At 60.8% G+C, this 25,456-nt stretch carries 23 protein-coding genes, 1 pseudogene and 1 riboswitch; of the genes and pseudogenes, 13 read left to right on the forward strand and 11 right to left on the reverse strand.

Annotated features, from left to right (window positions below; genetic code table 11):
* Window positions 1-3: 3 nt before the first annotated feature.
* Both nagB and JW799_RS15285 read right to left on the reverse strand, forming a co-directional pair.
* Window positions 4-732: a glucosamine-6-phosphate deaminase gene (nagB, locus tag JW799_RS15280; RefSeq protein WP_205430554.1), complete on the reverse strand. Its 729-nt coding sequence runs from the start codon at window positions 730-732 to the stop codon at window positions 4-6.
* A gap of 6 nt (window positions 733-738) precedes the next feature.
* On the reverse strand, window positions 739-1,593 hold the full coding sequence (locus JW799_RS15285; protein WP_205430555.1) for a MurR/RpiR family transcriptional regulator: 855 nt from the start codon (window positions 1,591-1,593) through the stop codon (window positions 739-741).
* A 247-nt stretch (window positions 1,594-1,840) separates the two neighbouring features.
* On the opposite strand from JW799_RS15285, the gene JW799_RS15290 reads away from it, so the two are divergent.
* Complete coding sequence (locus tag JW799_RS15290; RefSeq protein ID WP_205430556.1) at window positions 1,841-3,484, forward strand: hypothetical protein; 1,644 nt, start codon at window positions 1,841-1,843, stop codon at window positions 3,482-3,484.
* A gap of 828 nt (window positions 3,485-4,312) precedes the next feature.
* Here the strand turns inward: JW799_RS15290 and JW799_RS15295 are convergent.
* From JW799_RS15295 to JW799_RS15315, 5 genes are all read right to left on the reverse strand, one after another.
* Window positions 4,313-5,266, reverse strand: coding sequence for a D-2-hydroxyacid dehydrogenase (locus JW799_RS15295; protein ID WP_205430557.1), 954 nt, complete (start codon window positions 5,264-5,266; stop codon window positions 4,313-4,315).
* A 49-nt stretch (window positions 5,267-5,315) separates the two neighbouring features.
* Window positions 5,316-5,480 (reverse strand): hypothetical protein, encoded by a 165-nt coding sequence (locus JW799_RS15300; protein ID WP_205430559.1) that lies wholly within the window; start codon window positions 5,478-5,480, stop codon window positions 5,316-5,318.
* 263 nt (window positions 5,481-5,743) lie between these two features.
* Window positions 5,744-6,538 carry a GGDEF domain-containing protein gene (locus tag JW799_RS15305; RefSeq protein ID WP_080834581.1) on the reverse strand — a complete coding sequence of 265 codons (795 nt, stop codon included), beginning with the start codon at window positions 6,536-6,538 and terminating at the stop codon, window positions 5,744-5,746.
* A 37-nt stretch (window positions 6,539-6,575) separates the two neighbouring features.
* Complete coding sequence (locus tag JW799_RS15310) at window positions 6,576-6,887, reverse strand: hypothetical protein (RefSeq protein WP_240353298.1); 312 nt, start codon at window positions 6,885-6,887, stop codon at window positions 6,576-6,578.
* 26 nt (window positions 6,888-6,913) lie between these two features.
* Window positions 6,914-7,657 carry an EAL domain-containing protein gene (locus JW799_RS15315; RefSeq protein ID WP_205430560.1) on the reverse strand — a complete coding sequence of 248 codons (744 nt, stop codon included), beginning with the start codon at window positions 7,655-7,657 and terminating at the stop codon, window positions 6,914-6,916.
* Between the two features lie 27 nt (window positions 7,658-7,684).
* Window positions 7,685-7,771: riboswitch (cyclic di-GMP riboswitch) on the reverse strand.
* 194 nt (window positions 7,772-7,965) lie between these two features.
* On the opposite strand from JW799_RS15315, the gene JW799_RS15320 reads away from it, so the two are divergent.
* Together JW799_RS15320 and JW799_RS15325 are read left to right on the forward strand one after the other, a co-directional pair.
* Complete coding sequence (locus JW799_RS15320; RefSeq protein WP_080834579.1) at window positions 7,966-8,352, forward strand: tautomerase family protein; 387 nt, start codon at window positions 7,966-7,968, stop codon at window positions 8,350-8,352.
* Window positions 8,353-8,406: 54 nt separating this feature from the next.
* Window positions 8,407-9,060, forward strand: a complete 654-nt coding sequence (locus JW799_RS15325; RefSeq protein ID WP_080834577.1) for an HAD family hydrolase — start codon at window positions 8,407-8,409, stop codon at window positions 9,058-9,060.
* Between the two features lie 79 nt (window positions 9,061-9,139).
* Here the strand turns inward: JW799_RS15325 and JW799_RS15330 are convergent, their stop codons facing one another.
* Complete coding sequence (locus JW799_RS15330; protein ID WP_205430561.1) at window positions 9,140-9,595, reverse strand: helix-turn-helix transcriptional regulator; 456 nt, start codon at window positions 9,593-9,595, stop codon at window positions 9,140-9,142.
* Between the two features lie 240 nt (window positions 9,596-9,835).
* On the opposite strand from JW799_RS15330, the gene JW799_RS30165 reads away from it, so the two are divergent.
* From JW799_RS30165 to JW799_RS15350, 4 genes are all read left to right on the forward strand, one after another.
* The gene (locus tag JW799_RS30165; protein WP_245809687.1) at window positions 9,836-10,411 is read left to right on the forward strand and encodes an extracellular solute-binding protein; all 576 of its coding nucleotides are present in this window, start codon (window positions 9,836-9,838) and stop codon (window positions 10,409-10,411) included.
* A gap of 258 nt (window positions 10,412-10,669) precedes the next feature.
* Window positions 10,670-11,773 (forward strand): GntR family transcriptional regulator, encoded by a 1,104-nt coding sequence (locus JW799_RS15340; RefSeq protein WP_275901463.1) that lies wholly within the window; start codon window positions 10,670-10,672, stop codon window positions 11,771-11,773.
* 162 nt (window positions 11,774-11,935) lie between these two features.
* Window positions 11,936-12,643, forward strand: coding sequence for an L-ribulose-5-phosphate 4-epimerase (gene araD, locus JW799_RS15345; RefSeq protein ID WP_275901464.1), 708 nt, complete (start codon window positions 11,936-11,938; stop codon window positions 12,641-12,643).
* Complete coding sequence (locus tag JW799_RS15350; protein WP_205430562.1) at window positions 12,640-14,322, forward strand: ribulokinase; 1,683 nt, start codon at window positions 12,640-12,642, stop codon at window positions 14,320-14,322. Before araD ends, JW799_RS15350 begins: the two co-directional genes overlap by 4 nt.
* Window positions 14,323-14,397: 75 nt before the next feature.
* On the opposite strand, the gene JW799_RS15355 is transcribed toward JW799_RS15350, so the two are convergent.
* Together JW799_RS15355 and JW799_RS30170 are read right to left on the reverse strand one after the other, a co-directional pair.
* Window positions 14,398-15,288, reverse strand: a complete 891-nt coding sequence (locus JW799_RS15355) for an FAD-dependent oxidoreductase (RefSeq protein WP_205430563.1) — start codon at window positions 15,286-15,288, stop codon at window positions 14,398-14,400.
* Window positions 15,289-15,344: 56 nt separating this feature from the next.
* Window positions 15,345-15,734 (reverse strand): annotated as a pseudogene (locus JW799_RS30170) (FAD-dependent oxidoreductase); the annotation flags it as partial.
* On the opposite strand from JW799_RS30170, the gene JW799_RS15365 reads away from it, so the two are divergent.
* The 3 genes from JW799_RS15365 to JW799_RS15375 are packed head-to-tail and all read left to right on the forward strand — an operon-like array spanning window position 15,733 to window position 19,624.
* Window positions 15,733-17,535 (forward strand): phospholipid carrier-dependent glycosyltransferase, encoded by a 1,803-nt coding sequence (locus tag JW799_RS15365; protein ID WP_080834570.1) that lies wholly within the window; start codon window positions 15,733-15,735, stop codon window positions 17,533-17,535. The pseudogene JW799_RS30170 and the gene JW799_RS15365 overlap by 2 nt on opposite strands.
* Window positions 17,536-17,551: 16 nt before the next feature.
* Window positions 17,552-18,565 carry a glycosyltransferase family 2 protein gene (locus JW799_RS15370; protein ID WP_205430564.1) on the forward strand — a complete coding sequence of 338 codons (1,014 nt, stop codon included), beginning with the start codon at window positions 17,552-17,554 and terminating at the stop codon, window positions 18,563-18,565.
* 24 nt (window positions 18,566-18,589) lie between these two features.
* Window positions 18,590-19,624: an asparaginase gene (locus JW799_RS15375; RefSeq protein WP_205430565.1), complete on the forward strand. Its 1,035-nt coding sequence runs from the start codon at window positions 18,590-18,592 to the stop codon at window positions 19,622-19,624.
* 218 nt (window positions 19,625-19,842) lie between these two features.
* Here JW799_RS15375 and JW799_RS15380 read toward each other — a convergent pair whose 3' ends face one another.
* On the reverse strand, window positions 19,843-20,703 hold the full coding sequence (locus tag JW799_RS15380; RefSeq protein ID WP_205430566.1) for an AraC family transcriptional regulator: 861 nt from the start codon (window positions 20,701-20,703) through the stop codon (window positions 19,843-19,845).
* Window positions 20,704-20,873: 170 nt separating this feature from the next.
* Between JW799_RS15380 and JW799_RS15385 the strand changes: the two genes are divergently transcribed.
* Genes JW799_RS15385 through JW799_RS15395 form a run of 3 tightly spaced genes read left to right on the forward strand, consistent with a single transcriptional unit; the run spans window position 20,874 to window position 24,645 of the window.
* Window positions 20,874-22,055 (forward strand): galactokinase, encoded by a 1,182-nt coding sequence (locus JW799_RS15385; RefSeq protein ID WP_205430568.1) that lies wholly within the window; start codon window positions 20,874-20,876, stop codon window positions 22,053-22,055.
* Window position 22,056: 1 nt separating this feature from the next.
* Window positions 22,057-23,046, forward strand: coding sequence for a UDP-glucose 4-epimerase GalE (gene galE, locus JW799_RS15390; RefSeq protein WP_205430569.1), 990 nt, complete (start codon window positions 22,057-22,059; stop codon window positions 23,044-23,046).
* Between the two features lie 15 nt (window positions 23,047-23,061).
* On the forward strand, window positions 23,062-24,645 hold the full coding sequence (locus tag JW799_RS15395; protein WP_205430570.1) for a UDP-glucose--hexose-1-phosphate uridylyltransferase: 1,584 nt from the start codon (window positions 23,062-23,064) through the stop codon (window positions 24,643-24,645).
* Window positions 24,646-25,456 lie beyond the last annotated feature (811 nt).

Genomic DNA, 25,456 nt, shown 5'->3' on the forward strand with positions numbered 1-25,456 from the left:
CCGTCATGAAAGTTTCCCCGCGGCTTCTTTGTCCAGCAGGACGACAAGGTGAGGGTGCGTTTGCAGCAGGGATGCCGGGCAATCCGTCGTTATCGGACCCGTAAGGGCGCGGTGGACGATGTCGGCCTTATCCGCTCCGCGCACGACAAGCAAAATCGTTTTCGCTTTGAGAATCGTGCCGACGCCCATCGTGATCGCCTGCTTCGGCACTTCGTCGACGCTGTCGAAAAACCTCGCGTTCGCTTTCAACGTTTCCTCGGCCAAATCCACGACGTGCGTGCCGCGAATCAACGCGTGCGCGGGCTCGTTGAACCCGATATGGCCGTTGTGCCCGATGCCGAGCAGCTGCAGGTCGATTTGTCCCGCGTCGGCGATCAGCCGGTCGTAGCGCTCGCATTCGGCTTGAGGGTCCGGCGCGTTGCCGTTCGGAATGTGGGCCCGTTCGGCGGGCAAATCGATATGATGGAATAAGTGCTCATGCATATAGGCGTAGTAGCTTTGCGGGTGTTTCTTGTCGAGGCCGACGTATTCGTCAAGATTGAACGAAGTCGCCTGGCTGAAGCTGAACAGCCCGCGCTTGAAATCGCTGACGAGCCGTTCGTAAATGCCGACCGGCGTGCCGCCGGTCGCCAGTCCCAGAACCGCCTTCGGCTGCGTTTGAACGAGTCCGGCGATAATGTTCGCGCCCGCTTCGTTCAGTTTTTCGTTGGAATCGAACGTCAAAATGTTCATGGAAGGTTAAATCTCCTTTTGGCTCGTGTATTGTTGGACCGTCCGGTACGAGCTTTCCAGGCGGGGAACGTAATCGCCGAAATGCTCGCTGACGAGTCCCGTAAACACAATGTCGATGACGTGCAGCTGCGCCATGCGCGAAGCCATGTCGCCCCGCCGCATTCCGGCTTCCGACGAGGAAGTGAACAGCTTGACCGATGCGGCGGAAGCGAGCGTGTTCGTGCCGAACTGCGTGATCGCGATGCCGATTGCGCCCCGTTCGGTCGCGCAGCGCAGGGCCCGGATCGTTTCCGGCGTTTCGCCCGAATACGAAATGGCGACCGCAACGTCCCGCTCGGTCAATGAATCGGCGGAAGTCAGCATCATATGCGGATCGGAAAACACGGAGGCGACCTTGCCGATTTGAATGAGCTTATGGTGAAAATCGTGCGCGACGATGCCGGATGTCGCGACGCCGTAAAGGTCGATGCGGGAGGCAGCATGAAGCGCCTCGATCGCCGTTTGCAGCTGGCCGCGATCGAGCAGCCGCGTCGTGTCGGTCAGCGACCGCAAGTGATTGTCCGTGATCGCCTTCACGATCTGCTCCAGCGGATTGCCGGCAACGATGTCTTGGTATTGCGACGCTGCCGTCTGTTGGGCCAATTCCGCTCCGAGCTTTAGCTTGAAGTCGGAAAAGCTGCTGAAATGTAGCGACCGGCAAAAGCGGGAAACCGTCGCGGTGCTGCTTCCGGATTCGCGCGCGAGCTCCGAAATCGTCATGCGGACGGCTTCCTGCGCATGGTCCAGCAGATAGGAGGCCAATTCGCGTTCCTTCGGATGCAGCGCATCCATCCGGTCCCGGATCGCATGGCGGATGCTCAAGGCGATACACCTCGTTCGGGAAAAATTTTTACACAATAAACGAAAATAAAAAGAAAATAATTTTCATGACACCTTAAAGATAGCCGATTTTGACAAAAAAAACAACGGCTAAATTCCTCGAAAAGCGAGAAAATGAGGGTAATCTACAACAGTTCCCTTTGCGCTCGCCCTCCATGTGAATTATGATGGTAAAAGGAAAACGGGAATAACCGAAATCGAACACTTTGGAAAGCGACGGCGATGGCAGATGAGCTCTTATCAGACACGGCAAAAAAAGCTGATTTACACCATTGCATGCAAAGCGCAGAAGCATCCGACCTTGGGTGGCGGGCTGTGGTTCCATCACGATATTAGAGACAACTTCTACTATGCTTCGTATTTGTTCGCTGCGGCTGTCGATCCGGCGATGCAGCTTCCGTTCGACAAGGAAATGGCGGCCGCGAAGGCGTCCCAGGTGCTGCTCGCGGTCATCCGGCTGCAAAATCAGGACCCGAACAGCGACATGTACGGCCATTGGCCCCTGCGGCTCGATCCCGTTCCGCAGAAGGCTCCTTTGGACCCGCTCCCGATCGAGCTGATGGGCAGTCTGATGGCGGTGTTCTGCCGGCATTACAAGCATTTGCTGAGCAAGCCGCTGCAGACGGCGTTCGAGGAAGCGCTGAAGCACGTTTACCGCAGCCGGTTTTACGCGAAGGAAAACCGCTTCAGCCACCACGACGCGAAATATACGGCGGCCAAGCTCATTTTCGGCGACATGTTCAAGGATGAGGAACTGCTTGCGGACGGCCATCGCAGCCTGCTGGATACGCTTGACCATCTGCGGGAAAACGGCATGAGCGAGTACGGCGGACTTCCGTGGTTCTGGCACTGGGTGCAGGCGTTTACCGCAGCGTGGGAGCTTGTGGAAGATGCCGACATCAACTGGGACCTGTCCGAAATGCTCGATTACTTGTGGGAGGAGCGGGCCCGCTATTATTTGAAGGGGACGTGGGTCGGACCGCATTCCCGGGCCCGTGCGCACGATGTGCCCCGCGATGCGAACGTTTTGTTCGATTACGTCCAGTTCGGCGATTTTCCCCTCCCGGAAAAATTGCCGCGCACCGAGTATGCGGGTTTCCTCTTTTATGAAGCTGCGCCCGAAGTGCGGGAAACGGCGGTCGGTCGCCGCGAGCCCGTTGTCGAAAAGCGGATTTCGGTGCTGAACGCGGGAAGCCCCGACCGGCAAACGGTACACCGTTATGTTTACATAACGGAGCGTTTCGCCGCCGGAGGCATTTGGGAGCGGGTCGAGGAATTCGCCAATGAGCAGCACCGCTGGGACGTCACCTTTCCGCTCACGGGAAGCGACAGCGTCAACCAGGCCTACTTCTTCCACCTCGATCCGTCTGCCGCGGCCGGCAGCGGACGCGGGCAAAGCGGAATCGGCGAAGTGCTGTTTCATCGCAACACGATTATTTCGCTTTACCCGATTCCGGAAGGCGCCGACGACCGGGTCATCGGCATCTTGCCGAAAGGCGAATGGCTGCAGCGTCCGCAGGCTTTGTTCGGGCGGGTCGAAGGCGTCTACCTGGCGGTTTTTCTCCATCGGGGCTACAAGCTGGAGGAGCAGGAGGACCGCTGCGTGGTCGTAAGCGAAGGCTTGCGCAACGGCGTCGTCGTCGAAGCGGTGAGCGAATCGGAAGCCGGCGAAGACGGTGTGGAGGGGCTGGAAGCTTTCGCGGAGAAGATGTCCGGACAGCCTCCGGTTTTCGAAGCAACGGCCGACGGCATGAAGGCGAGCTACCGCGGCGACCGGGGACGGGACCTTCTGGAGCTGACGGTCGGCGCCGGAGGTCTATCGCAGGCGGCCGTTAACGGCGAGACGATTGCGTTTGACGATTATACGGTGTAAATGGAATGAACGAATACCGCCGAAATGCCGGCGGTATTTTTTTATCGATCCTGGTTTTAACGAGTAAGATAAGGTTCGCATGAAGCTCGCGGAGCGCAGGCTCTGGCCGGGCAGCGGGAACGTTTCTCGGACGAAGTCTCCCCATCCGCTCCGGAAGTCGGCTTTTCACGCAGCTCCCAGTGCGCGGTGTTTCGCTCATGACGGCGGCCCTCCGGTGGATCCGGTTGAGTCGTGGCCGCCCATCTCATCCCGCCTCGAGTAAAAATGACTCATCTCGCCGCCTTCGCGCCACCGCTGCCGATCCAGTTGAGTCGTGATGACTCATTTTACCCCGCCATGCGAATAAAGCCGGACGTATTTGAGTAAAAATGACTCATCTCGCCGCTTTCGCATGCACACTGCCGATCCAGTTGAGTCGTGATGACTCATCTCAACCTGCCATGCGCATAAAGCCGGACGCAATTGAGTAAAATTGACTCATCTCGCCGCTTTCGCGCCACCGCTGCCGATCCAGTTGAGTCGTGATGACTCATCTCAACCTGCCATGCGCATAAAGCCGGACGCAATTGAGTAAAAATGACTCATCTTGCCGCTTTCGCATGCACACTGCCGATCCAGTTGAGTCGTGATGACTCATCTCAACCTGCCATGCGCATAAAGCCGGACGCAATTGAGTAAAAATGACTCATCTCGCCGCTTTCGCGCCACCGCTGCCGATCCAGTTGAGTCGTGATGACTCCTCTCATCCCGCGATACGCATGCTTGCGGCGCATATGCCGAACCGCCGATCCGGCAATCGCGGTTCAGCCAAACCAAGCGGAAGCTCGCTTAGTACATCAGCCCGTAGTCGACGATGTTGCGGGCGGGACGCCCCGAAGCCGCATAGGCCAGCAAGTTGTCGGCGAACAGCTCCGCCAGCCGGTCCTTGTACCGTTCCGACAAACCGCCCATGTGCGGAGTTATGATGACGTTGTCCATGCTCCACAGCGGATGGTCGTCAGGCAGCGGTTCCTTTTCGAACACGTCCAGGCCGGCGCCGGCGATCCGGCCCTCGGCGAGCGCCTCCGTCAAGGCGGCGGTGTCGACGGCCGACCCCCGGCCGACGTTGATGAAACAGGCGGTCGGCTTCATGCGGGCGAAACGCCCGGCGTCGAACAGGCGGACGGTCCGCTCCGTATGCGGGAGGATGTTGACGACATAATCGCTTTCGGCGAGCAGGTCATCCAGCCCTTCCGGTCCGGACATGCGATCGAAATAAGGGGCCGGCCGGCCCGAGCGCCGGAGCCCGAGCACGCGCATGCCGAACGCCTGCGCGATTCGCGCCGTCTCTTCGCCGATCGCGCCCGCGCCGACGATGCCGAGCGTTTTGCCGCGCAGCTCGCCGTAAGCGCCCAGCGGCTCCCATTTCCGCTCGGCCTGCTTCCGAACGGCCAGATGCAGCTTGCGCCCGAACGCCAGCATCATCGCGAACGCCGTTTCCGCCATCGGGACGGGATGAACGCCGCTGGCGTCCGTCACGACGGCGCCTTTTTGCTCAAGCGCCTTCAACGGCAAATAATCGACCCCGGCCGATCCCGCCTGCACCCAGCGCAGCTTGGCATCCGGCCGAAGCAGGTCCGCTTCCGCCTCTTTCGCCCAGCCGCAAATCACTTCCGCTTCCCGAAAGATTCCGGGATCGAGCTCTTTCGCTTTGCCGAAAACGACGTTCCAGCCCGGGACGGCGCTTCGGATTCGTTCCTCCTGCTCCGGCGTAAAGCCGGACAAGCCGACGAGCGTACGCATACGCGATCTTCCCTTCTGTACTAGATGAAAGAGCAAGGGGCGCTCCCGTTTATTTCCTGCTTTTTACATGCGAAAAAATGAGCAGCCACATGATGCAGCCCAGCAAAATAGGGGTTCCGCTTTCCTGCAAATCCATGCCGTCAGGGCTCAATCCGATTCCCGTGAAAAAACCGAGCGCCAGGCAAATGAGCACTTCCAGAAGCTTGGCAAGCATAACGTTCTCCTTTTCGGGCAAAAGTCATGCTTGCATCATAGACAAGTTCGCGGCCGATTGCAACCGGCTTGAAAGGCGGGGGGAAGCAGCGCGGGGCGGGAAGTATCGGAACGGACGGTCAGCAAAGGAAGGACAACAGAGAAGCCGACAGAGAAGCCAGCAGAGAAGCCGACAGAGAAGCCAGTAGAGAAGCCGACAGAGAGGCGAGCGGGCGCTTTGCAAAACAGCGGCGCACAAAAGCGACGGCAGCGGACGAATGAAAATCAGACTTTGCCCGTCTTCCGCTCGGTGGACATCAGGCTGGCCCGCAGGACGAGTTCCCGAAACGTCAGCTTGCCGAGATCCGGTTCCGCGCCGGCGTCCAGCCATCCGACCGAAGCCGATACGTGCGCCGGACCGACGGAGAAGCCGTCCGCCAGCGTCCCGACGGCATCTCGAATGAAGGAAGGAGGACGTTTGCTAAGCACCGCGAATTCGTCTCCCGCATACCGGCATAGACAATCTTCTTCGCCGAAGACGGATTTCAGTTTCCCCGCGAAGCCGCAAATAAGGTCATCCCCGACCGGATGCCCGAACCGCTTGTTGACGACGCCGAAATCGTTCAAATCGATGAACAAAAAATGAAACGGCTGGCCGCGCGCGATCAGATCCAACGCAATCGCCTCGAGATAATCGGATCTGAACAGTCCGGTCATCGGATCGGTCAGCTCCGCAATCCGGGAAGCAAGCGTCTCCCGGGTGACGATCCCGGACGGGGATCCGTCCTTCGAACGGACGAGCAGCCGCTCAATGCCGTTCTCCGCCATCAAGTTCAGAGCGTCCCAAACGAAGGCGTCCTCGACGGTTCCGATCGGATCGGCAGTCATCGCGTCGGCAACGATCCGGTTCGGATGCGTCGTTCGCACGTCGCGCGACGTCAGGATGCCCGTGACCGTTCCCGCATCGACGACGAGGAGGGAGCCGATGCGAAACCTCTCCATCAGTTCGGAGGCATGGAGCACGCTTCGACCGGACGACACGCTATGAATCGTGCGAGTCATCACTTCGCCGACCTTCATCGGATGTCGACCTCCCGTTGCACGGATACCTCCACCTTCAGCTCCGAGCGAAGCACCATCGTTTCGTTGATGAGCCCTCGGCTTCCTGAACGATGACGTCCATCAGTACGCTCTCGTCCAGCATTTGCAGAAGGGAGGTGCGGATGAGGACAGCCTCGATCTTCGGATGGTCGGTCCGGACCACGGAGAACTGGTCGGGGCTAAGCGCCTCGGCCATTCTGCGCACGGCTTCCGGACCGATCGGGGCGCGCCTGCCGATAATAAGCAAATCCTGCATGGGCGGCATTTCAAACTCGGAAATTTTTAATGACAGCATCGCTTTTCTCGAATAGTTCTTTCGGTCTTCCAATATCTACGACTCCCTTTTCCGAAGATTTAAGGGACGCCCGTTGAGTAGAGGTCCGCCAGCCGCTTCGGCTTGGACAACAGAAATCCCTGTCCCAACGCGACGCCCAACTGCTGCGCCTGCATCAGGTCTTCCGTTTCTTCAATCCCCTCCAAGATAAGCAGCGTGTTGTCCTTGCAATATTCCGCAAACAACTTCAACATTTTGCGTTTTTCCGCGTCGACCTGCAGATCCCTGCCGAAAAACCGGTCCAGCTTGATCATGTCGGGGGCGATTTCGATAATTTTCCTGAGCGTCGTCGCTCCTTCCCCCACATCGTCGAATGCGACAAGAAATCCGGATTCGCGGAGCCAACGCAAGTTGCCGATAAAGTTCGCGTCATCCCAGCTCTCCGCTTCCGTCACCGTCTCGTTGATTTCGAATACGATCCGGTCTGCCAGAACCAGATAATCCCGCAAAGCCTTTTCGATAAAATGCGGGAACGTCTCGTCCGCGAGCGAGGACGGAAAGACGTTAAGAAACAGGTACTCGCCGGACTCCTTCCGCTTCTTGTCGGCAAAGAAAGCGGCGATAGCGCTGTATACGGACAGCGTATCCAGCTCGAACAGCTTGTTTTGCTCCGCGGCCGCTTTGAAAAGCAGGTCCGGCGAGCGAACGGCGTCGCAACGGATGAGCGCCTCATAACCGAGCACGGACCGGTCGGCAAGATGCAGCACCGGCTGAAAAAGGTGATAAAAATCTTGCTGCGTAATGAGATTTTCCATCGTAGTCATGAGTTTTCCTTTCTGATGATCGACAATTTCGGTAACCCGGCTGCCTTAGATTCTGGATCCTTAGGCCCATGGGCTTTGCGCCCCTTTTTTTCAAAAGGTTTGCGATTTTCGGTTTGAACGCACCAGTCGAAAGGACCAAGTTGTCACCCTTTTTACCTATAAAGATAATGTTTCGCCATAAATCGACTAAATTCCTACGGAACATGCGTTCGATTTTCGGGGCGGCTTCTTTTGTTTGCCGGGGAAATCATGATACGATAGAGGCGGATACGGAGTTTCAGAAGGAGACAGAGAGAGGTGAGCAGCCAATGGCTCAGGTAAAAGTATACGGTATTCGCGAACGGCTTGGAGCGGTAAGGGAAACGCTGTCGGACATTATCCATATGTGTCTGACGGAAGCGTGGGGAATTCCCGAACAAAAAAGATTTCAACGCTTCATCGGGTTGGACAAGGCGGATTTCATTTTTCCCGCCGACCGTTCCGAGCATTACACGATTGTAGAGATTATGATGTTCGAAGGTCGTTCGGAGGAAGCGAAAAAAAACCTGATCCGGCTGCTGTACGAAGGAGCGGGAGCGTGCGGGCTTACCGAGAACGATCTGGAAATCGTCCTCATCGAGATGCCCAGAGGCAATTGGGGCATTCGCGGAAAATCCGGAGACGAGCTCGCGCTTTCGTACGCGGTCGATATTTGAACCGGCCGCCATCGCCGCCGCAAGCCATGCTGGAGAAGAAAGGAAGAGAAGCGATTGATCAAGGCAGTCGTGTTCGATTTTGACGGAACGATATTGGATACCGAGTCGGTGGCGTACGACGCGTTTTGCGACATCTTCTCGGACCACGGCCAGAAGCTGGAGCTCGAACGCTGGGCGCTGGGAATCGGCACGTGGGGCGCCTACGACCCTTACGAGGATTTGGAGCGGCTTTGCGGCCGACCGATCGACCGCCCGGCCGTTGAACGTCTGTTCAACGAACGGTTCGCCGCCAAGTCCAAAGAAGTCGAGCTTCGGCCGGGCGTCATCGCGACGCTGGAAGAAGCGAAGCGGCGGGATTTGCGCATCGGTCTTGCGACGAGCTCTTACCGCCGCTCGGTCGAACCGCATCTGAGGGAGCACGGGCTGCTCGCTTATTTCGATGCGATCCATACGGCGGACGAGGTGGAAAAAGTCAAGCCCGACCCGGCGCTGTACAAGCTTGCGCTCGCATCGCTAGGCGTCCGCGGAAACGAAGCGGTCGCGATCGAAGATTCCGTCAACGGGCTGAGGGCGGCGAAGGCCGCCGGCATGTACGGCATCGCCGTGCCGAACCCGCTGACGGAAGGAATGGACTTTTCCGAAGCCGATCTGAAAATCGCTTCGCTTGCCGAGCAGCCGCTGTCCGATTGGATCGGCCGGTTCGGCTGAAGCCGCGCGGCCAAGGCCGGCAGGCGCGCGCGGACGGGCGGGCGGACGCGGGCGGGGCGGGAACCGCGCCCGCCCGCCGTCAACCTTTGCGGTATTGGCCGGGCGAGATTCCTTCCAGCTTTTTGAACACTTTGCTGAAATATTTCTCGTCGGCATAGCCGACCATGTTCGCGACCTCGGCAATCCGCAAGCGGGGATTGAGCAGCAGCCGCTTCGCTTTGCCGATCCGGACCCGCCCGAGAAAATCGGACAGATTCTCCCCGAACTCCTGTTTGAATTTCCGCGAAATGTATTCCCGGCTCATGTAAAAATGGCCGGCGATCTCCTGCAGCGTCAACTCCCGGTTATAATTCGACTCGATGTATTTGGCGATTTCGCGCATCGCGTTTTTCTCTTTCGGCCGCTCGACGCCGCAAGTCGAAGAAAGAGAAAGCAGCCAATCGCCGAGCTGGCGCTCCCATGCCGGCAAGGACAGGCAGCCGGCGGCGTCGAACGGGGCGGGAAACGGAGCCGCGGCTTCCTCCTCGGCCGGCATCGTCCCGGGAACGCCCGGTTCGCTCGCCGGTCCGGCTCCCGGCAACTCGAGACAGGTTTCGCTGCCGAAGCGCCGCGCGAGCGGAACAGTAGGAAGCCCCGGCTCCTTCCGGCAAAACGGCCGTTTGCCCGATGCCGAAGTCGAACCGGCTCCCTAGCACGAGCTGCAGTCCCTCGTTCATGTTTACGAGCGTCTCGCGCAGCTTGTCCGGCCGGCTCGGTTTCGTTCAAAGGAAACGAAGTGTTCGAAAAATGGATCCGCTACGTCGATCTCGTGTTCAAGTACAGCCAGAAGGACAAGCTGACGACGGATTACGCGACGCAGGTCGCCAATTTCGCGTCCGGCAAGGCGGCGATGATTCAGCAGGGCAACTGGATTCAAGGCGACATCGACAAGGTGGCGCAACTGAACCTAGGCATGATGCCGATTCCGATCGACGACGGCGGCAAGGAGCGCATTTACACCGGTCCGGCGAATTTCTGGATCGTCAACGGCAAGTCCGAGCATCCGGAAGAAGCGAAAGCGTTCCTGAACTGGCTCGTCTCCTCCGAAACCGGCAAAACATATTTGGTTCGGGATTTCAAGTTCATCCCCGCGCTCGTCACGATTCCGGCGACGGAGGCCGACATCGGCCAGCTCGGCGCGGCGGTATCGCAGCAGGCCAAGGAAGCGGGCGGCTGGCATTGGGGGCGCTATCCGGACGGCGTCATCCAGGGCTGGGGAGCCGCGATGCAGGAATACCAGGGAGGCCGGATCGACAAGGATCAGCTGTTCGACAAGCTCGATCAGGCCGTGAAGGAAATCGTGCGGAAATAGGCGGCAACCGATCGACCGCCGAAGTCTCAACCGGCGGGGCGCCAAAGGCCGGAACGTTAATCGACCAAGCATCGACCGCCGGGGCCTCGCCCGGCGGTTGTTATCGTTCCTTTCTTGCAATGGCCCCGGGCCGGCTGACGCTGCAGGGCGCCGTCCGGACGCCCCGGGAGAGAATTCGGTGCGTGCGAGCGCAATCCTGTACGTACAAGTTTCAAGTTATGCTATAATGGAAGAAAAAGCTTTTCGAGGTGAATCGGTTTGAATTCGCAGTCTCCGAAATATATGCGGCTCAAAGAAGAGATCGTTTCCTGGATTGCCGGCGGGCGCTACCGTCCCGGAGACAAGCTGCCTTCGGAGAACGAGCTGTCCGAGCAGTTCGGGCTCAGCCGCCAAACGGTTCGCCAATCGATCGGGGAGCTTGTGCAGGAAGGCTGGCTGTCCCGCGAGCAAGGGAAAGGAACGTTCGTCGCCCGGCTGTCCGGAGAACGGAGAAACGCGGGCGCGAACCGGACGGTCGGCCTGATTACGACTTACATTTCGGATTATATCTTTCCGTCGATCGTCCGAGGGGTGGAAAGCGCCTTGAAGGATCGGGGCTACCGGCTGCTGCTGTCCAGCACGGACAACCGGAAGGACCGCGAGCGGGAAAGCCTGGAAATGATGCTCGGGCAAGGGGTGTGCGGGCTGATCGTCGAGCCGACGCGAAGCGCGGAGGGCAATCCGAATTTCGACGCCTACATGGCGCTCGAATATCACGGCATTCCTTTGCTGATGATCAACGAAAGCTATCCCGACCTCGATTTCCCTTGCGTCAAGCTCGACGACGAAGCGGGAGGAAGGCTTGCGACCGAGCATTTGCTGGAGCTCGGGCATCGCCGGGTGGCGGGATTTTTCAAAACGGACGATCTGCAGGGAAGCCGCCGGCTGAAGGGCTTTTTGCAGGCGCACCGCGAGCGCAGGCTGGCGGTCGAGCCCGGCATGCTCGTCCGTTACGAGACCGAGCGGAAGGAGGAGCGGCCGCAAGCGGCGCTGCGCGAGCTGCTGGCGATGCCGAACCGGCCGACGGCCATCGTTTGCTACAACGATCAGCTGGCCGTGGCGCTGCTCGACGCGGTGCGGGAAGCCGGCTTGCGCGTCCCCGAAGATTTGTCGATCGTCGGATTCGACGATTCGTTTTTGGCGACGGCGACGGAAATCAAGCTGACGACGGTGGCGCACCCGAAGGCGGAAATGGGGAAGACGGCGGCAGGCATGCTCATCTCGATGCTCGAAGGCGAATCGCCGCCCGGGGGAGCGGCGAACGTTTTTCCGCCCCGTCTCGTCGTCCGGCAGTCGACGGCCGCCGTTCCGGCCGAAACGTGACCGAAGCCGTTTTGGCTTTCCCTCTCGACACACATGTACGTACAAGTGTATAATGAAGGCATCAACCATAGGAGCACTTATCGTACAACTTTAACAGTCGGACGGAGATGGCCGGAGAAAGGCTCCGGCAAAGGCTCCGTCGGCCGGAAAGGGTGAAACCGCTTGCTGGAACCGTTGAAAGAAAGCGTTTGCAAAGCGAACAAGGCGCTGCCGGGGTACGGGCTTGTCACGTTTACATGGGGCAATGTCAGCGGCTTCGACCGCGACAGCGGCCTGATGGTCATCAAGCCGAGCGGGGTGGCTTACGAGGATCTGACGCCGGAGCAAATGGTCGTCGTCGATCCGGACGGCAACGTCGTGGAGGGCAATCTCCGCCCGTCCTCGGATACGCCGACGCACCTGGTGCTGTATCGAGAGTTTCCGGGGATCGGAGGCATCGTGCACACCCATTCGTCCTGGGCGACGATCTGGTCGCAGGCGGGCCAGGGCATTCCGGCGCTCGGGACGACGCACGGCGATTATTTTCACGGGACGATTCCCTGCACCCGGCCGATGACGGCGGAAGAAATCAAGGGCGAGTACGAGCGCGAGACGGGCAACGTCATCGTCGAGACGTTCCGGGGCCTCGATCCGAAAGCGGTTCCCGGCGTGCTCGTGTACAGCCACGCGCCGTTCGCGTGGGGCAAACATCCGATGGACGCGCTGCGCAACGCCGTCGTGCTGGAGGAAGTGGCCAAGATGGCCTACCATACCCGGCAGTTGAACGGCGGCATTCCCTCGATGCAGCAGGAGCTGCTCGACAAGCACTATTTGCGCAAGCACGGGGCGTCCGCTTATTACGGGCAGCCGGGCAAGGAGGACGGACGATGAGCAAAAAATACGCGATAGGCGTCGATTACGGGACGCAGTCGGGACGCGCGGTGCTGGTGGATTTGAGCAACGGCCATGAGGTGGCCGACCATGTGACGCCGTATCCGCACGGCGTCATCGACGAAAAGCTGCCGGGAACGGGCAAGGCGCTCGGGCACGACTGGGCGCTGCAGCATCCGGACGATTATATGGAAGTGCTGCGGCAATCGGTTCCGGCCGTGCTGCGGCAATCCGGCGTCGCGGCGGACGACGTGATCGGCCTCGGCATCGATTTTACGGCGTGCACGATGCTGCCGATCGACGAGGCGGGCGTGCCGCTGTGTCTGAAGCCCGAGTGGCAAGACAATCCCCACGGCTGGGTCAAGCTGTGGAAGCACCATGCGGCGCAGGACGAGGCGGACCGGCTGAACGCGATCGCGGCGGAGCGCGGGGAAAAGTTTCTGCCCCGGTACGGCGGCAAAATTTCGTCCGAGTGGATGATTGCGAAAGTTTGGCAGATTTTGAACGAGGCGCCCGCCGTTTACGAAGCGGCCGACCGGTTCGCGGAAGCGACCGACTGGGTAATCTCGCAGCTGACCGGGAAGTTCGTTCGCAACAGCTGCACCGCCGGATACAAGTCGATCTGGCATAAGCGGGACGGCTACCCGAGCCGCGAGTTTTTCAAGGCGCTCGACCCGCGGCTCGAGCTGTTGACGGAAACGAAGCTGCGCGGGGAAATCGTGCCGCTCGGCACGAAGGCGGGCGAAATTACGCCGGCGATGGCGGAGCTGACGGGACTCAGGGCGGGAACGGCGGTCGCCGTCGGCAACGTCGACGCGCATGCCGCCGTGCCGGGGGTCGGCGTCACGGACGAAGGCAAGCTGGTGATGGCGATGGGGACGTCGATCTGCCATATGCTGCTCGGCACGAAGGAAGTCGAAGTGGAAGGCATGTGCGGCGTCGTCGAGGACGGCATCATCCCGGGGTATATGGGCTACGAAGCCGGACAGTCCGCGGTGGGCGATATTTTCGAATGGTTCGTCGAGGAAGCGGTGCCGGCGTACGTGAAGGAAGCGGCGGACAAGGAAGGCGTCGGCGTGCATCAATGGCTGACGGAACGGGCGGCCGCTTACAAGCCGGGCCAATCGGGCCTTGTGGCGCTCGACTGGTGGAACGGCAACCGGTCGGTGCTGGTCGACACAAACCTGACGGGCGTCATGGTCGGCTATACGCTGCTGACGAAGCCGGAGGAGGTTTACCGCGCGCTGCTGGAGGCGACGGCATACGGAACGCGGGCGATCATCGACGCGTTCCACGGGAGCGGCGTGCCGGTGCGCGAGGTGTACGCGTGCGGCGGCCTGCCGCAGAAAAACCGCCTCCTGATGCAAATTTACGCGGACGTGACGAACCGCGAGATCAAGATCGCGGACTCGAAGCAGACGCCGGCGGTCGGGGCGGCGATGTTCGGCGCGGTGGCGGCCGGCAGCGCGAAGGGCGGCTACGACAGCATCGTGGACGCGGCGAAAGCGATGGCGCGGGTACGGGAAGAGACGTTCAAGCCGATTCCGGAGAACGTCGCGGTGTACGAGCGGCTGTATCGGGAATACCGCAAGCTGCACGACTATTTCGGCCGCGGGGAAAACGACGTGATGAAGCGGCTGAAGGCGCTGAAGGACGAGGTTACGCCGTCGGCGCATTAAAAGCCTGCGCCGGGACAACTCGCGGCGCAAGCAATAAGGCGGGACGAAGCGGGCAATCGGCTCGCTTCGTCCTTTTTATCGATCCAACCGCACGGCGCGGGCGGCGGCGGAACCGCCCTTCCTTCCGAGCACGGAATCGAGGATGATCCGCGAAGCGATGGCGCTGTATACGGTGCCGTTTCCGCCGTATCCGAGCGCGCAGTAGCGGCCCGGGCGCAGCGGATCCTCGCCCAGCCAGGGCAGGCCGTCCTCGGATTCCCCGAACGTGCCGCACCACTCGTAGGCGACCGCGAGCTCCTTCTCCCAACCGGGAAACAGCCGTTTCAGCTCGGCCAGCAAGCGCCGGGATCGCTGCCCGAGCTCGCTTTTCGTCATAACCGGCCTGCGAATCGGCTCGTCCAGTCCGCCGGCGATAATCCGATTGTCCGGCGTCGTTCGAATGTACAAATAAGGCCGCGCCGTCTCCCACAGCAGATAGCGCCCGTGCCAGCCGGCGAGGGAAGGCAGCGGCTCGGTCGCGATGACGTAGGATCGGGTCAGCTTCGCTTTGACCCACTCGTTGCCGGCTTCTTCGGGAGTATACCCGACCGCGTAGATCAGATGCTCCGTCTCGATCGTGCCCGAGCCCGTTTCGACGACGAACTTTCCTTTCTCCCCGGCAACGGACAGCATCGGCGTATGCTCGTGAATGACCAGCCCATGGGCGGCGGCGTCTTCGGCCAAGGCGGTGACGAAAAAGTACGGGTTGATTTCCCCGTCGCCGTGCGTGACGATCGCGGCGGGTTTGCGGAACGGGAATTCGCGTTCGATGCGGTTTCCGTCCCACCATTCGACTCCGAAATCGTGGCGGTCGAGCAGCTCGTATTCGTCCCGGAGCTTTTGAACGTCGGCTTCGACGCTGGCGAAATACAGGCTCGATCTCCGTTTGAACCCGACATCCCGGGGAGGGCTTCCGCCGTAAGGCACAGCCGCTCCACCGCCTGTTTGCATTCCCGGTAAAAAGCGACCGCCTCCCTCTCCCCGATTTGCCTCGAAAGCTCCGTCAGCGGCGTGTCGTTGGCGTATTGGAGCAGCCCGGTATTGGCCGAAGAGCTGCCGGATGCGATTTTTCCCCGGTCGATGACGATGGCGTCGATCCCGTTTCTCGCGAGCAGATGCCCGCACAAAATGCCGGTCATGCCGCCGCCGACGATAAGCGCCTTGCATGCCGCGGAACCTTCCAATGCCGGATAAGCCGGAGTATTCGGCCGGGTCGCCGGCCAATACAGCGAGCCGTAATGCAGCGTCAATTGGGTCCCCTCCATCGGATTCGCGTAGATTAAAGTATGCTCCAATCCGTTGTCGGGCTTTCTCTCGTCCCGGCTTTCGTCTACAATAAAGGACAGACTATGGAGAGAGGCGAGAGCAGACATGGATGGGAGAATGCTTGGCGATTCGTCGCCGTTTGGCTGGGGCGGCTACGGCGCTTCCCGGGAACGGAACGATCGCCGGTGGAAGCGGCTCGATTTTCTTTTAATTGCCATTTTAACTCTTTTTGCCGCTTTGACTTCATTAATCGATCTCGGCAACCGCTCGGCGGCCCAAACGTTTTGGAAGCCCGGCTCGGCCGGCGAAGGCTTTATCGTCGATTTCGGAGACGTTCGGAAGGTAGACCGCATCAATTTGTACGAAGGACCCGGAGCGACCGGGGAGAGCAAAATCGAATCCTCGGCCGACGGGACGAACTGGGAACCGTACTTAACCGTCGAGCATAAAACGAACCGCGTGTTCACGTGGAAGCACGAGGACAAATCGGTCGAAGCCCGCTACATGCGATTTACGACGGTGAGGACGGGGTTCCGGCTGTACGAAGCCGGCTTTTTCGCGAAAGAGAACGAAACCCCTCTCGCGATCGCCGGAATCACGCCGCTCGAAAGCGCAAACCCGGATGCCGAGGGCAGCGGCGATCTCGTGTTCGACGAGCAGTCCGAGGTGCCTTACCGTCCCGACTACCGCAACGGCATGTACTTCGACGAAATTTATCACGGGCGGACGGCTTATGAATTTATCGAGCAAATGGAACCCTATGAAAATACGCACCCTCCGCTCGGAAAATGGCTTCTTTCGTGGGGGGTCGAATGGTTCGGCATGACCCCGTACGGCTGGCGGTTTATGGCCGCGATTTGCGGAACCGCCATGGTGCCGTTGTTTTATGCCGTCGCCAAGGGCATGTTCGGACGGACGCGTTACGCTTTTTTGGCTACGCTGCTGCTTGTGCTGGAAGGATTTCGCCTCGTCCACTCGCGGATGGCCAACGTCGATATTTTCGGCGTCACGTTCACCATCGCCATGTATTATGCCATGTACCGGTTCGGCCAATCGGCCTGGCGGGGCGGACGCATCGCGCCTTCGGTCGGCTGGCTGGCCTTGTCCGGCTTCTTCTTCGGCTGCGCCGCGTCGGTCAAATGGAACTATCTGTACGGGGGAGCCGGGCTTGCCATTTTGTTCGCATTCGCGCTTTACCGGCGCTGGCGGGAACACCGTCTGCAACGGGAGCGGGGCTACTTCAAGCGGCTTATGGCCGTCCTGCTCGCGGCGGTGCTGTTTTTCGTCGTCGTTCCGGTCGGCGTTTACGCGGTCTCTTACATCCCGTTCGTGAAGGCGACGAAGGCGGACGACGCGGTAAACGCGAAGGATCTGTGGCAATTCCAGAAAAACATGTACCACTACCACGAAGGGGTCAAGGAGGAGCATCCTTACTCGTCGAAGTGGTACACATGGCCGGAAATGCTGCGGCCCGTCTGGTATTACGGAGGCAAGGATCTGCCGGCCGGACAGGCCCAAAGCATCGCCGCGATCGGCAATCCGCTGATCTGGTGGATCGGACTGCTCGCCATGCTGGCCTCGTGGGCGATCGGCTTGGCGCGGCGGGACAAGGTCGTGCTGACGATCGCGGTCATGTATTTGTCTTTTTACGTGCCGTGGATGGTCGCTCCGCGAAGCATCACGTTCCTGTATCATTATTTCCCGATGGTGCCGCTGCTCATCTTGTCCATCGTCTGGATGCTCCGGTGGCTGGAGGACAATTTCGCGTTCGGGCGGAAAGCGACGGCGCTGACGGTCGGAGGAGCCGCCGTTTTGTTCGTCTGGTTTTACCCGGTGTTCACCGGCATGACGATCAGCAGGGAATGGATGAACATCGCGCTTCGCTGGCTGCCGAGCTGGGGATTTTAGGGTTAGGGGTGTAATTATGGGCCGTGCCGTTTTTCTATCGGTCGTCGTGCCGATGTACAACGAGGAAGAAGTCATTGAAACGACGTATCGGCGGATGACGCAGGCGTTGGAAAATTTGGGCGAAACGTACGAGCTGGTGTTCGTCAACGACGGGAGCCGGGACCGTACGGCGAACATCGTGCGCGACTTGGGGAAAAGCGACGACCGCGTGAAGCTGGTCGATTTCTCTCGCAATTTCGGACACCAGATCGCGGTTACGGCCGGCATGGACTATGCTTCGGGCCGGGTCGTCGTCCTGATCGACGCCGATTTGCAGGACCCGCCGGAGCTGATTCCGGACATGGTCGCCCTTTGGCGGCAGGGCTATGACGTCGTCTATGGAAAAAGAACCGTCCGCAAAGGCGAGTCATGGTTCAAAAAAACGACCGCGTCGCTGTTTTACCGGACGCTGCACGCGATGACTTCGGTCAGCATTCCGCTCGACACGGGAGACTTCCGCCTGATGGACCGGAAAGTGTGCGACGCGATCGGCAGCATGCGGGAGCGCAGCCGGTTCATTCGCGGAATGGTGAGCTGGGCCGGGTTTCGCCAGACGGCGCTGGAATACGTGCGCGAGGAGCGGTTCGCCGGCGAGACGAAATATCCGCTGAGGAAAATGATCCGCCTGTCGCTGGACGCGATTACGTCGTTCTCGACGAAGCCGCTGAAATTCGCCGGCATTCTCGGCTTCGTCATGTCCGCGGCAGGGTTCGTTTATCTGATCGTCGTGCTTTGCCAGCGCATTTTTACGGATACGACGATTCAGGGCTGGACGTCGACGATCGTCATCAGCCTGCTGTTTCACGGCATTACGCTTTCGCTCTTGGGCGTGCTGGGCGAGTATATCGGCCGAACGTACGAAGAAGCGAAGCGGCGGCCGCTTTATTTGGTGGCGGATACGTTCAATCTGGAACGCGGAGAAGAGGAGAGCGACTCCGGCCGCGAACGGCGGCGGGAGGAAGAACCGGTCGGCCGCGGCATGCGGGATTAGCCTAAGATCAGGAGGAGAACGGCGATGTGCGAATGGTGCGGGCACGATCATGAAGACGAATTTCCCGCCGACGTCCCCCTTGTCGTAACGACGAGAGGCGGCCGGCCCGAAAACAGGCACCGGGGCCGAATCAGCGTCGTCCGGACGGACAGCGGCGAAGAGCTGGAGGCGTTCGGGGACACGAAGGCGAGAGCTTTTATCCGTTCGACGGGCAAGCCGATGCAGGCGATCGAACCGCTGCTGGGCGGCGTCGCGGAAGCTTTCGGCTGGGAGGACCGGCATTTGGCGATGCTGGCCGCCTCGCACCGGGGCCATCCGGCGCAGATGGCGGCGCTGGATGACATGCTGGCCAAGTCGGGCGTGCCCGAGGAGGCCTACGTATTCGGGGCGGGAGCGCCGATCAACGTCCGGTCCCGCGACGAATGGGCGCGCGGCGGCGGCGCTCCGCGCAAAGCGTTTCACACGTGCGCCGGCAAGCATCTCGGCATGCTGGCCTGGTGCAAGCTGCAGGGCTGGCCGCTTGCCGGCTACGAGCGGCCGGAGCATCCCGCGCAGCGGCGGATCCTTCGCCGCGTGCGCGATTGGCTGGGCGCCGGCGAAGCGGAGACGGCGACAGGCAAGGACGGCTGCGGCCTGCCCGTCGTCGCCGTGCCGCTGTGGCGGGTGGCGCTCGGGTACGGGCGCCTCGCCTGCCCGGACGCGGCGCCGGACCGGGAGGCCGCCGAAGCCGTCGCAAAGGTGACGGCGGCGATGAACCGCTGTCCGGAGCTCGTGGAGGGAAGCGGCCGACTGGCCAGCCTGCTGCTCGCCGATCCGAACGTCGTCGCCAAAAGCGGCGCCCAGGGTTTGTTCGCCTTCGGGCTGCGCAAGGAGCGGATCGGCGTGGCGATCCACCTGTCCGACGGCTCGGAAGCGTCTTGGGGGCCGATCGTCATTTCCCTGCTCGAACGGCTGGGCGGCGTTTCGGAAGCGACGATGGAGACGCTCCGCGAGCGGTTCCCCCGTTCGTTCGAGAACGATGCCGGAGCGGTTGCCGGAACGCGGGACGTCGTTTTTTAGACGCTCTGCCGGGGTCGTCCATCGATTCGGCCGCACGCATAGGGCATCGTTCGTCCGGTACCGCCAGCACCGCGCGCACCTTTCCGGCGCGCGGTGTTTCGCGTCATGGGCACGGTCGGGCGCCATAAAGGCGGAAAATTCGGGCACATTCGGCATTTCGAGCGGTTTTCGGCGTCATGAAGGCGGAGAATTCGGACACATTCGGCGCGCGAGACCGGTCACCGGACCTGCGTCCGGTAATCGCTCGGCGACTGCCCGTATTGCCGCCGGAACTGCTTGGAGAAATAAAGCGCATCGGCGAATCCGACGGAAGAGGCGATTTGCTCGATCGTCAGCTCCGGCCGCTCCCGGAGCAGCCTGCGGCCGTGATCCACTCTCGTTCGCGTAAGAAACGCGATCGGCGTCAGCCCCGTGCTCCGGCGGAAGATTCGGGAAAGATACGCCCGGTTGTACCCGAGCGCCTCGGCCATCGCTTCGATCGTCACCGGCTCCGCGTATTGGGTGGACAAATATCCCGCGATCTGGCGCACCAGCTCCTCGGCATGGGAATCGGGCCTCAGCCGCGCCGGCCGCAAGCCCTCGGAGGCCGCCTGCAGCCCGGCAAGCATGAGGTGCAGATGACCGGCCGCTTCAAGCGAAGCGGAAGACCTCCTGGAACGGAAAGCCTCGTATATTTTTTTGCAGCGTTCCCCCGCTTTTTTGTCGCCGCGCGAATCGACGATCGGAACATCCGGGCCGAGCCCGGCTTCCGCGACGAGATTCGCCGCGTTTTTTCCCGAAAACGCGACCCAGCGATAATGCCAAGGTTCCTGCTCGTCGGATACGTAACTGACCAGCTGCCCGGGCCGAATGAGAAAGCTGTGTCCGCCCCGCAGCTCCGCGCTCTTATCTTCGGTAACAAATGTCCCGCGCCCCGAGATGACATCATGGAACAAATAGTAATCGACGATTTTCGGTCCGACCCGATGGCTCGGACGGGTTTGGCTTTCGCCCGCGAACAGGACGGCAAGCTCCGGCTCGTAACCGGGATCTAAGAGCACGGGATTCGATGCCACATGGTATGTCGGCGATTTCGGCATGTCGCGGCCTCCTTGTCTGCGCATTTATTTTACCATGCCAAGGCGCGATTTCGGGAGACCGAAGTCACATTTCTCCATATGAAGCGCACATCCCGCCATTTTGCGCGGGCAGAGGATTCTATATACTGATAGTAACCAATCTGTTTCAAACAAGGAGAGAGGAAAGGCATATGCCGCAAATTTCGGAACTGAAACGGGAGTTTACGCAGCGCTTCGGCGGGAGCGAAGACGAGATTCGCGTTTTTCACGCCCCGGGTCGCGTCAATCTGATCGGGGAGCATACGGATTACAACGGCGGCGCGGTGTTCCCGGCCGCGCTCACGTTCGGGACGACGCTGCTCATTCGCAAGCGCGGCGACCGGCAGCTGGGTCTGGCTTCGACCAACTTTCCGCTTTCGCATGCGATACCGGTCGACGGGATCGTTTTCAAAGAAGAAGACGATTGGATGAACTACCCGAAAGGGATCGTATGGGAATTGGCGTTTCGCGGCATCGGGCTGTCGACGGGCTACGATCTGCTTTTTCACGGGGAAATTCCGAACGGCGCCGGATTGTCCTCCTCCGCGTCGATCGAGGTCGTAACCGCCTACGCGCTTCTGATCATGGAAGGACGCAAGGCCGACACCGTCGAAATCGCCGTCTGGTCGCAGCATGCGGAAAACGAATTCGTCGGCGTCAAATGCGGCATTATGGACCAGTTCGCCGTCGCCAACGGGAAAAAGGAGCACGCGATCCATCTGAACTGCGACACGCTCGACTACGAGCTTGTCCCGTTCCGCTCGGGCGACTGCAAGCTGATTATCGGCAACACGAACAAACGCCGCGGCCTCGTCGATTCCAAATACAACGAGCGCCGCTCCCAGTGCGAGCAGGCGGTCAAGGACCTTCGCTCCGTTTTCCCGGAGCTGCAACTGCTCGGACAGCTGACGCTCGAAGAATACCGGGCGAACGAATCCCGCATCGAAGACGAGACCGTCCGCCGGAGAGCGCGGCACGTCGCGGAAGAAATCGACCGCGTGAAGCGGTCGATCGAGGTGCTGACGCGGGGCGACCTGGCCGCCTTCGGGACGCTGATGAACGCTTCGCACGATTCGCTGCGCGATCTGTACGAAGTCACGGGAGCCGAACTCGACGCGATGGTCGATGCCGCGCGCGAAGTGCCGGGCGTGCTCGGTTCCCGCATGACGGGCGCCGGATTCGGCGGGTGCACGATTTCGCTCGTGCGCGATTCTTCGGTCAACCGGTTCATTGAAGAGGTAGGCGCCAAATACGAGGCGGCAACCGGATTGAAGCCGGACTTTTACGTGTGCGATATCGGCGACGGAGTCCGCGAATGGAAAGGGGAAGCTTAAAATGGCGGTATTGGTAACCGGCGGGGCCGGCTATATCGGATCGCACGCCGTTGCGGCGCTGCTGGAAAAGGGCGAGGAAGTCGTCGTCGTCGACAATTTGTATCAGGGACACCGGGAAGCGGTTCTCGGCGGCAAGCTGTACGTGGGCGATATTCGAGACGAAGCGTTTCTGGACGGCGTTTTCAAGGAAAACGAAATCGACGGCGTCATTCATTTCGCGGCCAACTCGCTGGTCGGCGAAAGCATGCAGAATCCCGGGAAATATTATCACAACAACGTGTACGGCACGCTCTGCCTGCTCGAAGCGATGAAAAACGCGGACGTGAAGCGCATCGTCTTTTCCTCGACGGCCGCCGCTTACGGCGAACCGGAGCGGGTGCCGATCGACGAGTACGACCGGACGCTGCCGACGAACGCGTACGGCGAAACGAAGCTGGCGATGGAGAAAATGATCCGCTGGTTCGATACGGCGCACGGCGTCAAATCGGTTTCGCTTCGCTACTTCAACGCGGCCGGCGCGCACGACAGCGGCAAAATCGGGGAGGACCACAATCCGGAGTCCCATCTCATTCCGCTCATTTTGCAAGTGGCGCTGGGCCAGCGCGAAGCGATTTCCGTGTTCGGCGACGATTATCCGACCGAAGACGGCACGTGCATCCGCGACTATATTCACGTCGGCGATTTGGCGGACGCGCACGTTCTGGCGCTGGACCGGCTTCGCCGGGGGGGCGAAAGCGGCGTCTTTAACCTGGGGGTTGGAACCGGCTTTTCGGTGAAGCAGGTGGTGGAAACGGTGCGGCAGGTGACCGGCCACCCGATCCCGGTGCAAATTCAGGCCCGCCGGGCCGGCGATCCCGCCGTTCTGATCGCGTCGTCCGCGCGCGCCCGCACGGAACTGGGATGGCAGCCGAAGCGGGAGAAATTGGAGCAAATCGTTTCCAGCGCCTGGGAATGGCATCGGCTTCATCCGAACGGTTACGGAAAGGAATAGGGGAGGCTTGCGAAAATGAATGCTGGGACGACGACGTCCGCCGTGCCCGAGTCCGTCGGACCGTTAATCGAACGCCTCGTCGCGTTCGCTTTGCACAATCGCCTGCTGGAGCCGCTTGACGTCGAGGCCGCGCGCAACGCGCTGCTCGATCTGTTCGGCCTTTCCGAGCCGGCCGGCGCCGCCGGGGAGGCTTTCGACTCCGAAGCTGAGCTTCCGGATGATCCCGTTGCGATCCTGGAGCCGCTGCTCGATGCGGCTGCCGCAAGCGGGCTTATTCCCGACGATACGACGACCTATCGCGACCTGTTCGACGCCCGGATCATGGGGCTGCTTATGCCGAGACCGTCGGAAACGGTTCGCCTCTTTCGCGCGCTTGCGAAGGAGCAGGGCATTCAGGCCGCCACCGATTGGTTTTACAAGCTGAACATCGACTCGAACTACATCCGGATGGACCGCATTCGCAAAAACGGCTACTGGCTCCAAGCGACGGAATACGGCGAATTGGAAATCACGGTCAATCTGTCCAAGCCGGAAAAGGATCCGAAGGAAATCGCGCTGCTGAAGACGCTGCCCCCAGCCCATTATCCGAAATGTCTGCTCTGCCGGGAAAACGTCGGCTACGCGGGCCGTCCCGACCACCCGGCGCGGCAAAATTTGCGGGTGCTGCCGCTTGAGCTGCAAGGGCAGCCCTGGTTTTTCCAGTATTCGCCGTACGTGTACTACAATGAGCACAGCATCGTGTTCAACGGCGAGCACGTTCCGATGCGGATTACGCCGGAGACGTTCCGGCGGCTGCTTGATTTTATCGAGCGGATGCCGCACTACTTTATCGGTTCGAACGCGGACCTGCCGATCGTGGGCGGTTCGATTCTGAACCACGATCACTTCCAGGCCGGACGCCATACGTTCCCGATGGAAAAAGCCTCCGTCCGCGACTGGGTCGGGCATTCCGTCGAAACGGGCGTCGCCGGGGGCATCGTGAAGTGGCCGATGTCGGTCCTGCGGCTTCGCTCGGACGAACGCGAACCGCTGCTGCGCGTCGCGGACCGCGTGCTTCAAGCCTGGCGCGAGTACAGCGATCCGCAGGCGGACATCTACGCGTTTACGGGGGAGACGCCGCACAACACGATCACCCCGATCGCCCGCCTGAAAGACGGAGCCTACGAGCTGGACCTGGTGCTTCGCAACAATCGCGCGAGCGAAGAGCATCCCGACGGCATTTTCCATCCGCATCGGGAGCTCCACCACATCAAAAAAGAAAACATCGGCCTCATCGAAGTGATGGGCTTGGCCGTCCTTCCGGGCCGGCTGAAGCAGGAGTTGTCGGCGATCGCGGACATTCTGACCGGAGCCGCGTCCTACGATCAGGCGGTCGTTGCCGATTCCGGCCATCCGCTCGCGGGGCACGCCGGCTGGATCGCGGAGCTCGTCCGGGAACACGGCACGTCGCTTGCGCCGGAAGCGGCCGAAACGCTGCTGCGATCGGCGGTCGGACACAAGTTCCGCGACGTGCTGCGCGACGCGGGCGTGTACAAGGACGACGCTCCCGGTCTGGAAGCCTTCGCGAGGTTCCTTCGGACCGTCGGGTTCGAGCTGTAACCGGCGAGGGGGCAATGCAAGCGAGTGTTGTTAAAATGAAACGGGGAAGGCGCAGAAGGGGTCTGCGTCCTCCCCGTTTATTTTGGCTTGCGCCGCCGGAGGAGCTGCATGCAAGGCGCAGTCCAGCCCAGCCGATCGGATGGGAAGGCATCGATATCTATTTTACGACATTTGTGGCATAGCATTTCCATATGAATCTGGGGAGTGAACGAATCACGCGCGAGGCCACAAGGTCTAGGAAACCGCGCACGGGGTGCACCACATGGCCGCAAACCGAGCCGCCGGCGCCCTATGTAGCGCACGGGGTGCGCTACATGGCCGCAAACCGAGCCGCCGGCGCCTCATGTAGCGCATGGGGTGCGCTGCATGGCCGCAAACCGCGACGCCGGCGCCTCAAGTAGCGCATGGGGTGCACCACATGGCCGCAAACCGAGCCGCCGGCGCCCCATGTAGCGCATGGGGTGCGCTACATGGCCGCAAACCGAGCCGCCGGCGCCCTATGTAGCGCACGGGGTGCGCTACATGGCCGCAAACCGAGCCGCCGGCGCCTCATGTAGCGCACGGGGTGCGCTACATGGCCGCAAACCGAGCCGCCGGCGCCTCAAGTAGCGCACGGGGTGCACCACATGGCCGCAAACCTCGCTGCCGGCGCCTCAAGTAGCGCATGGGGTGCGCTACATGGCCGCAAACCGAGCCGCCGGCGCCTCATGTAGCGCATGGCGTGCACCACATGGCCGCAAACCTCGCTGCCGGCACCTCAAGTAGCGCATGGGGTGCGCTACATGGCCGCAAACCGAGCCGACTGCGCCCC

The organism is Cohnella algarum, assembly GCF_016937515.1.
Taxonomy (GTDB): domain Bacteria; phylum Bacillota; class Bacilli; order Paenibacillales; family Paenibacillaceae; genus Cohnella; species Cohnella algarum.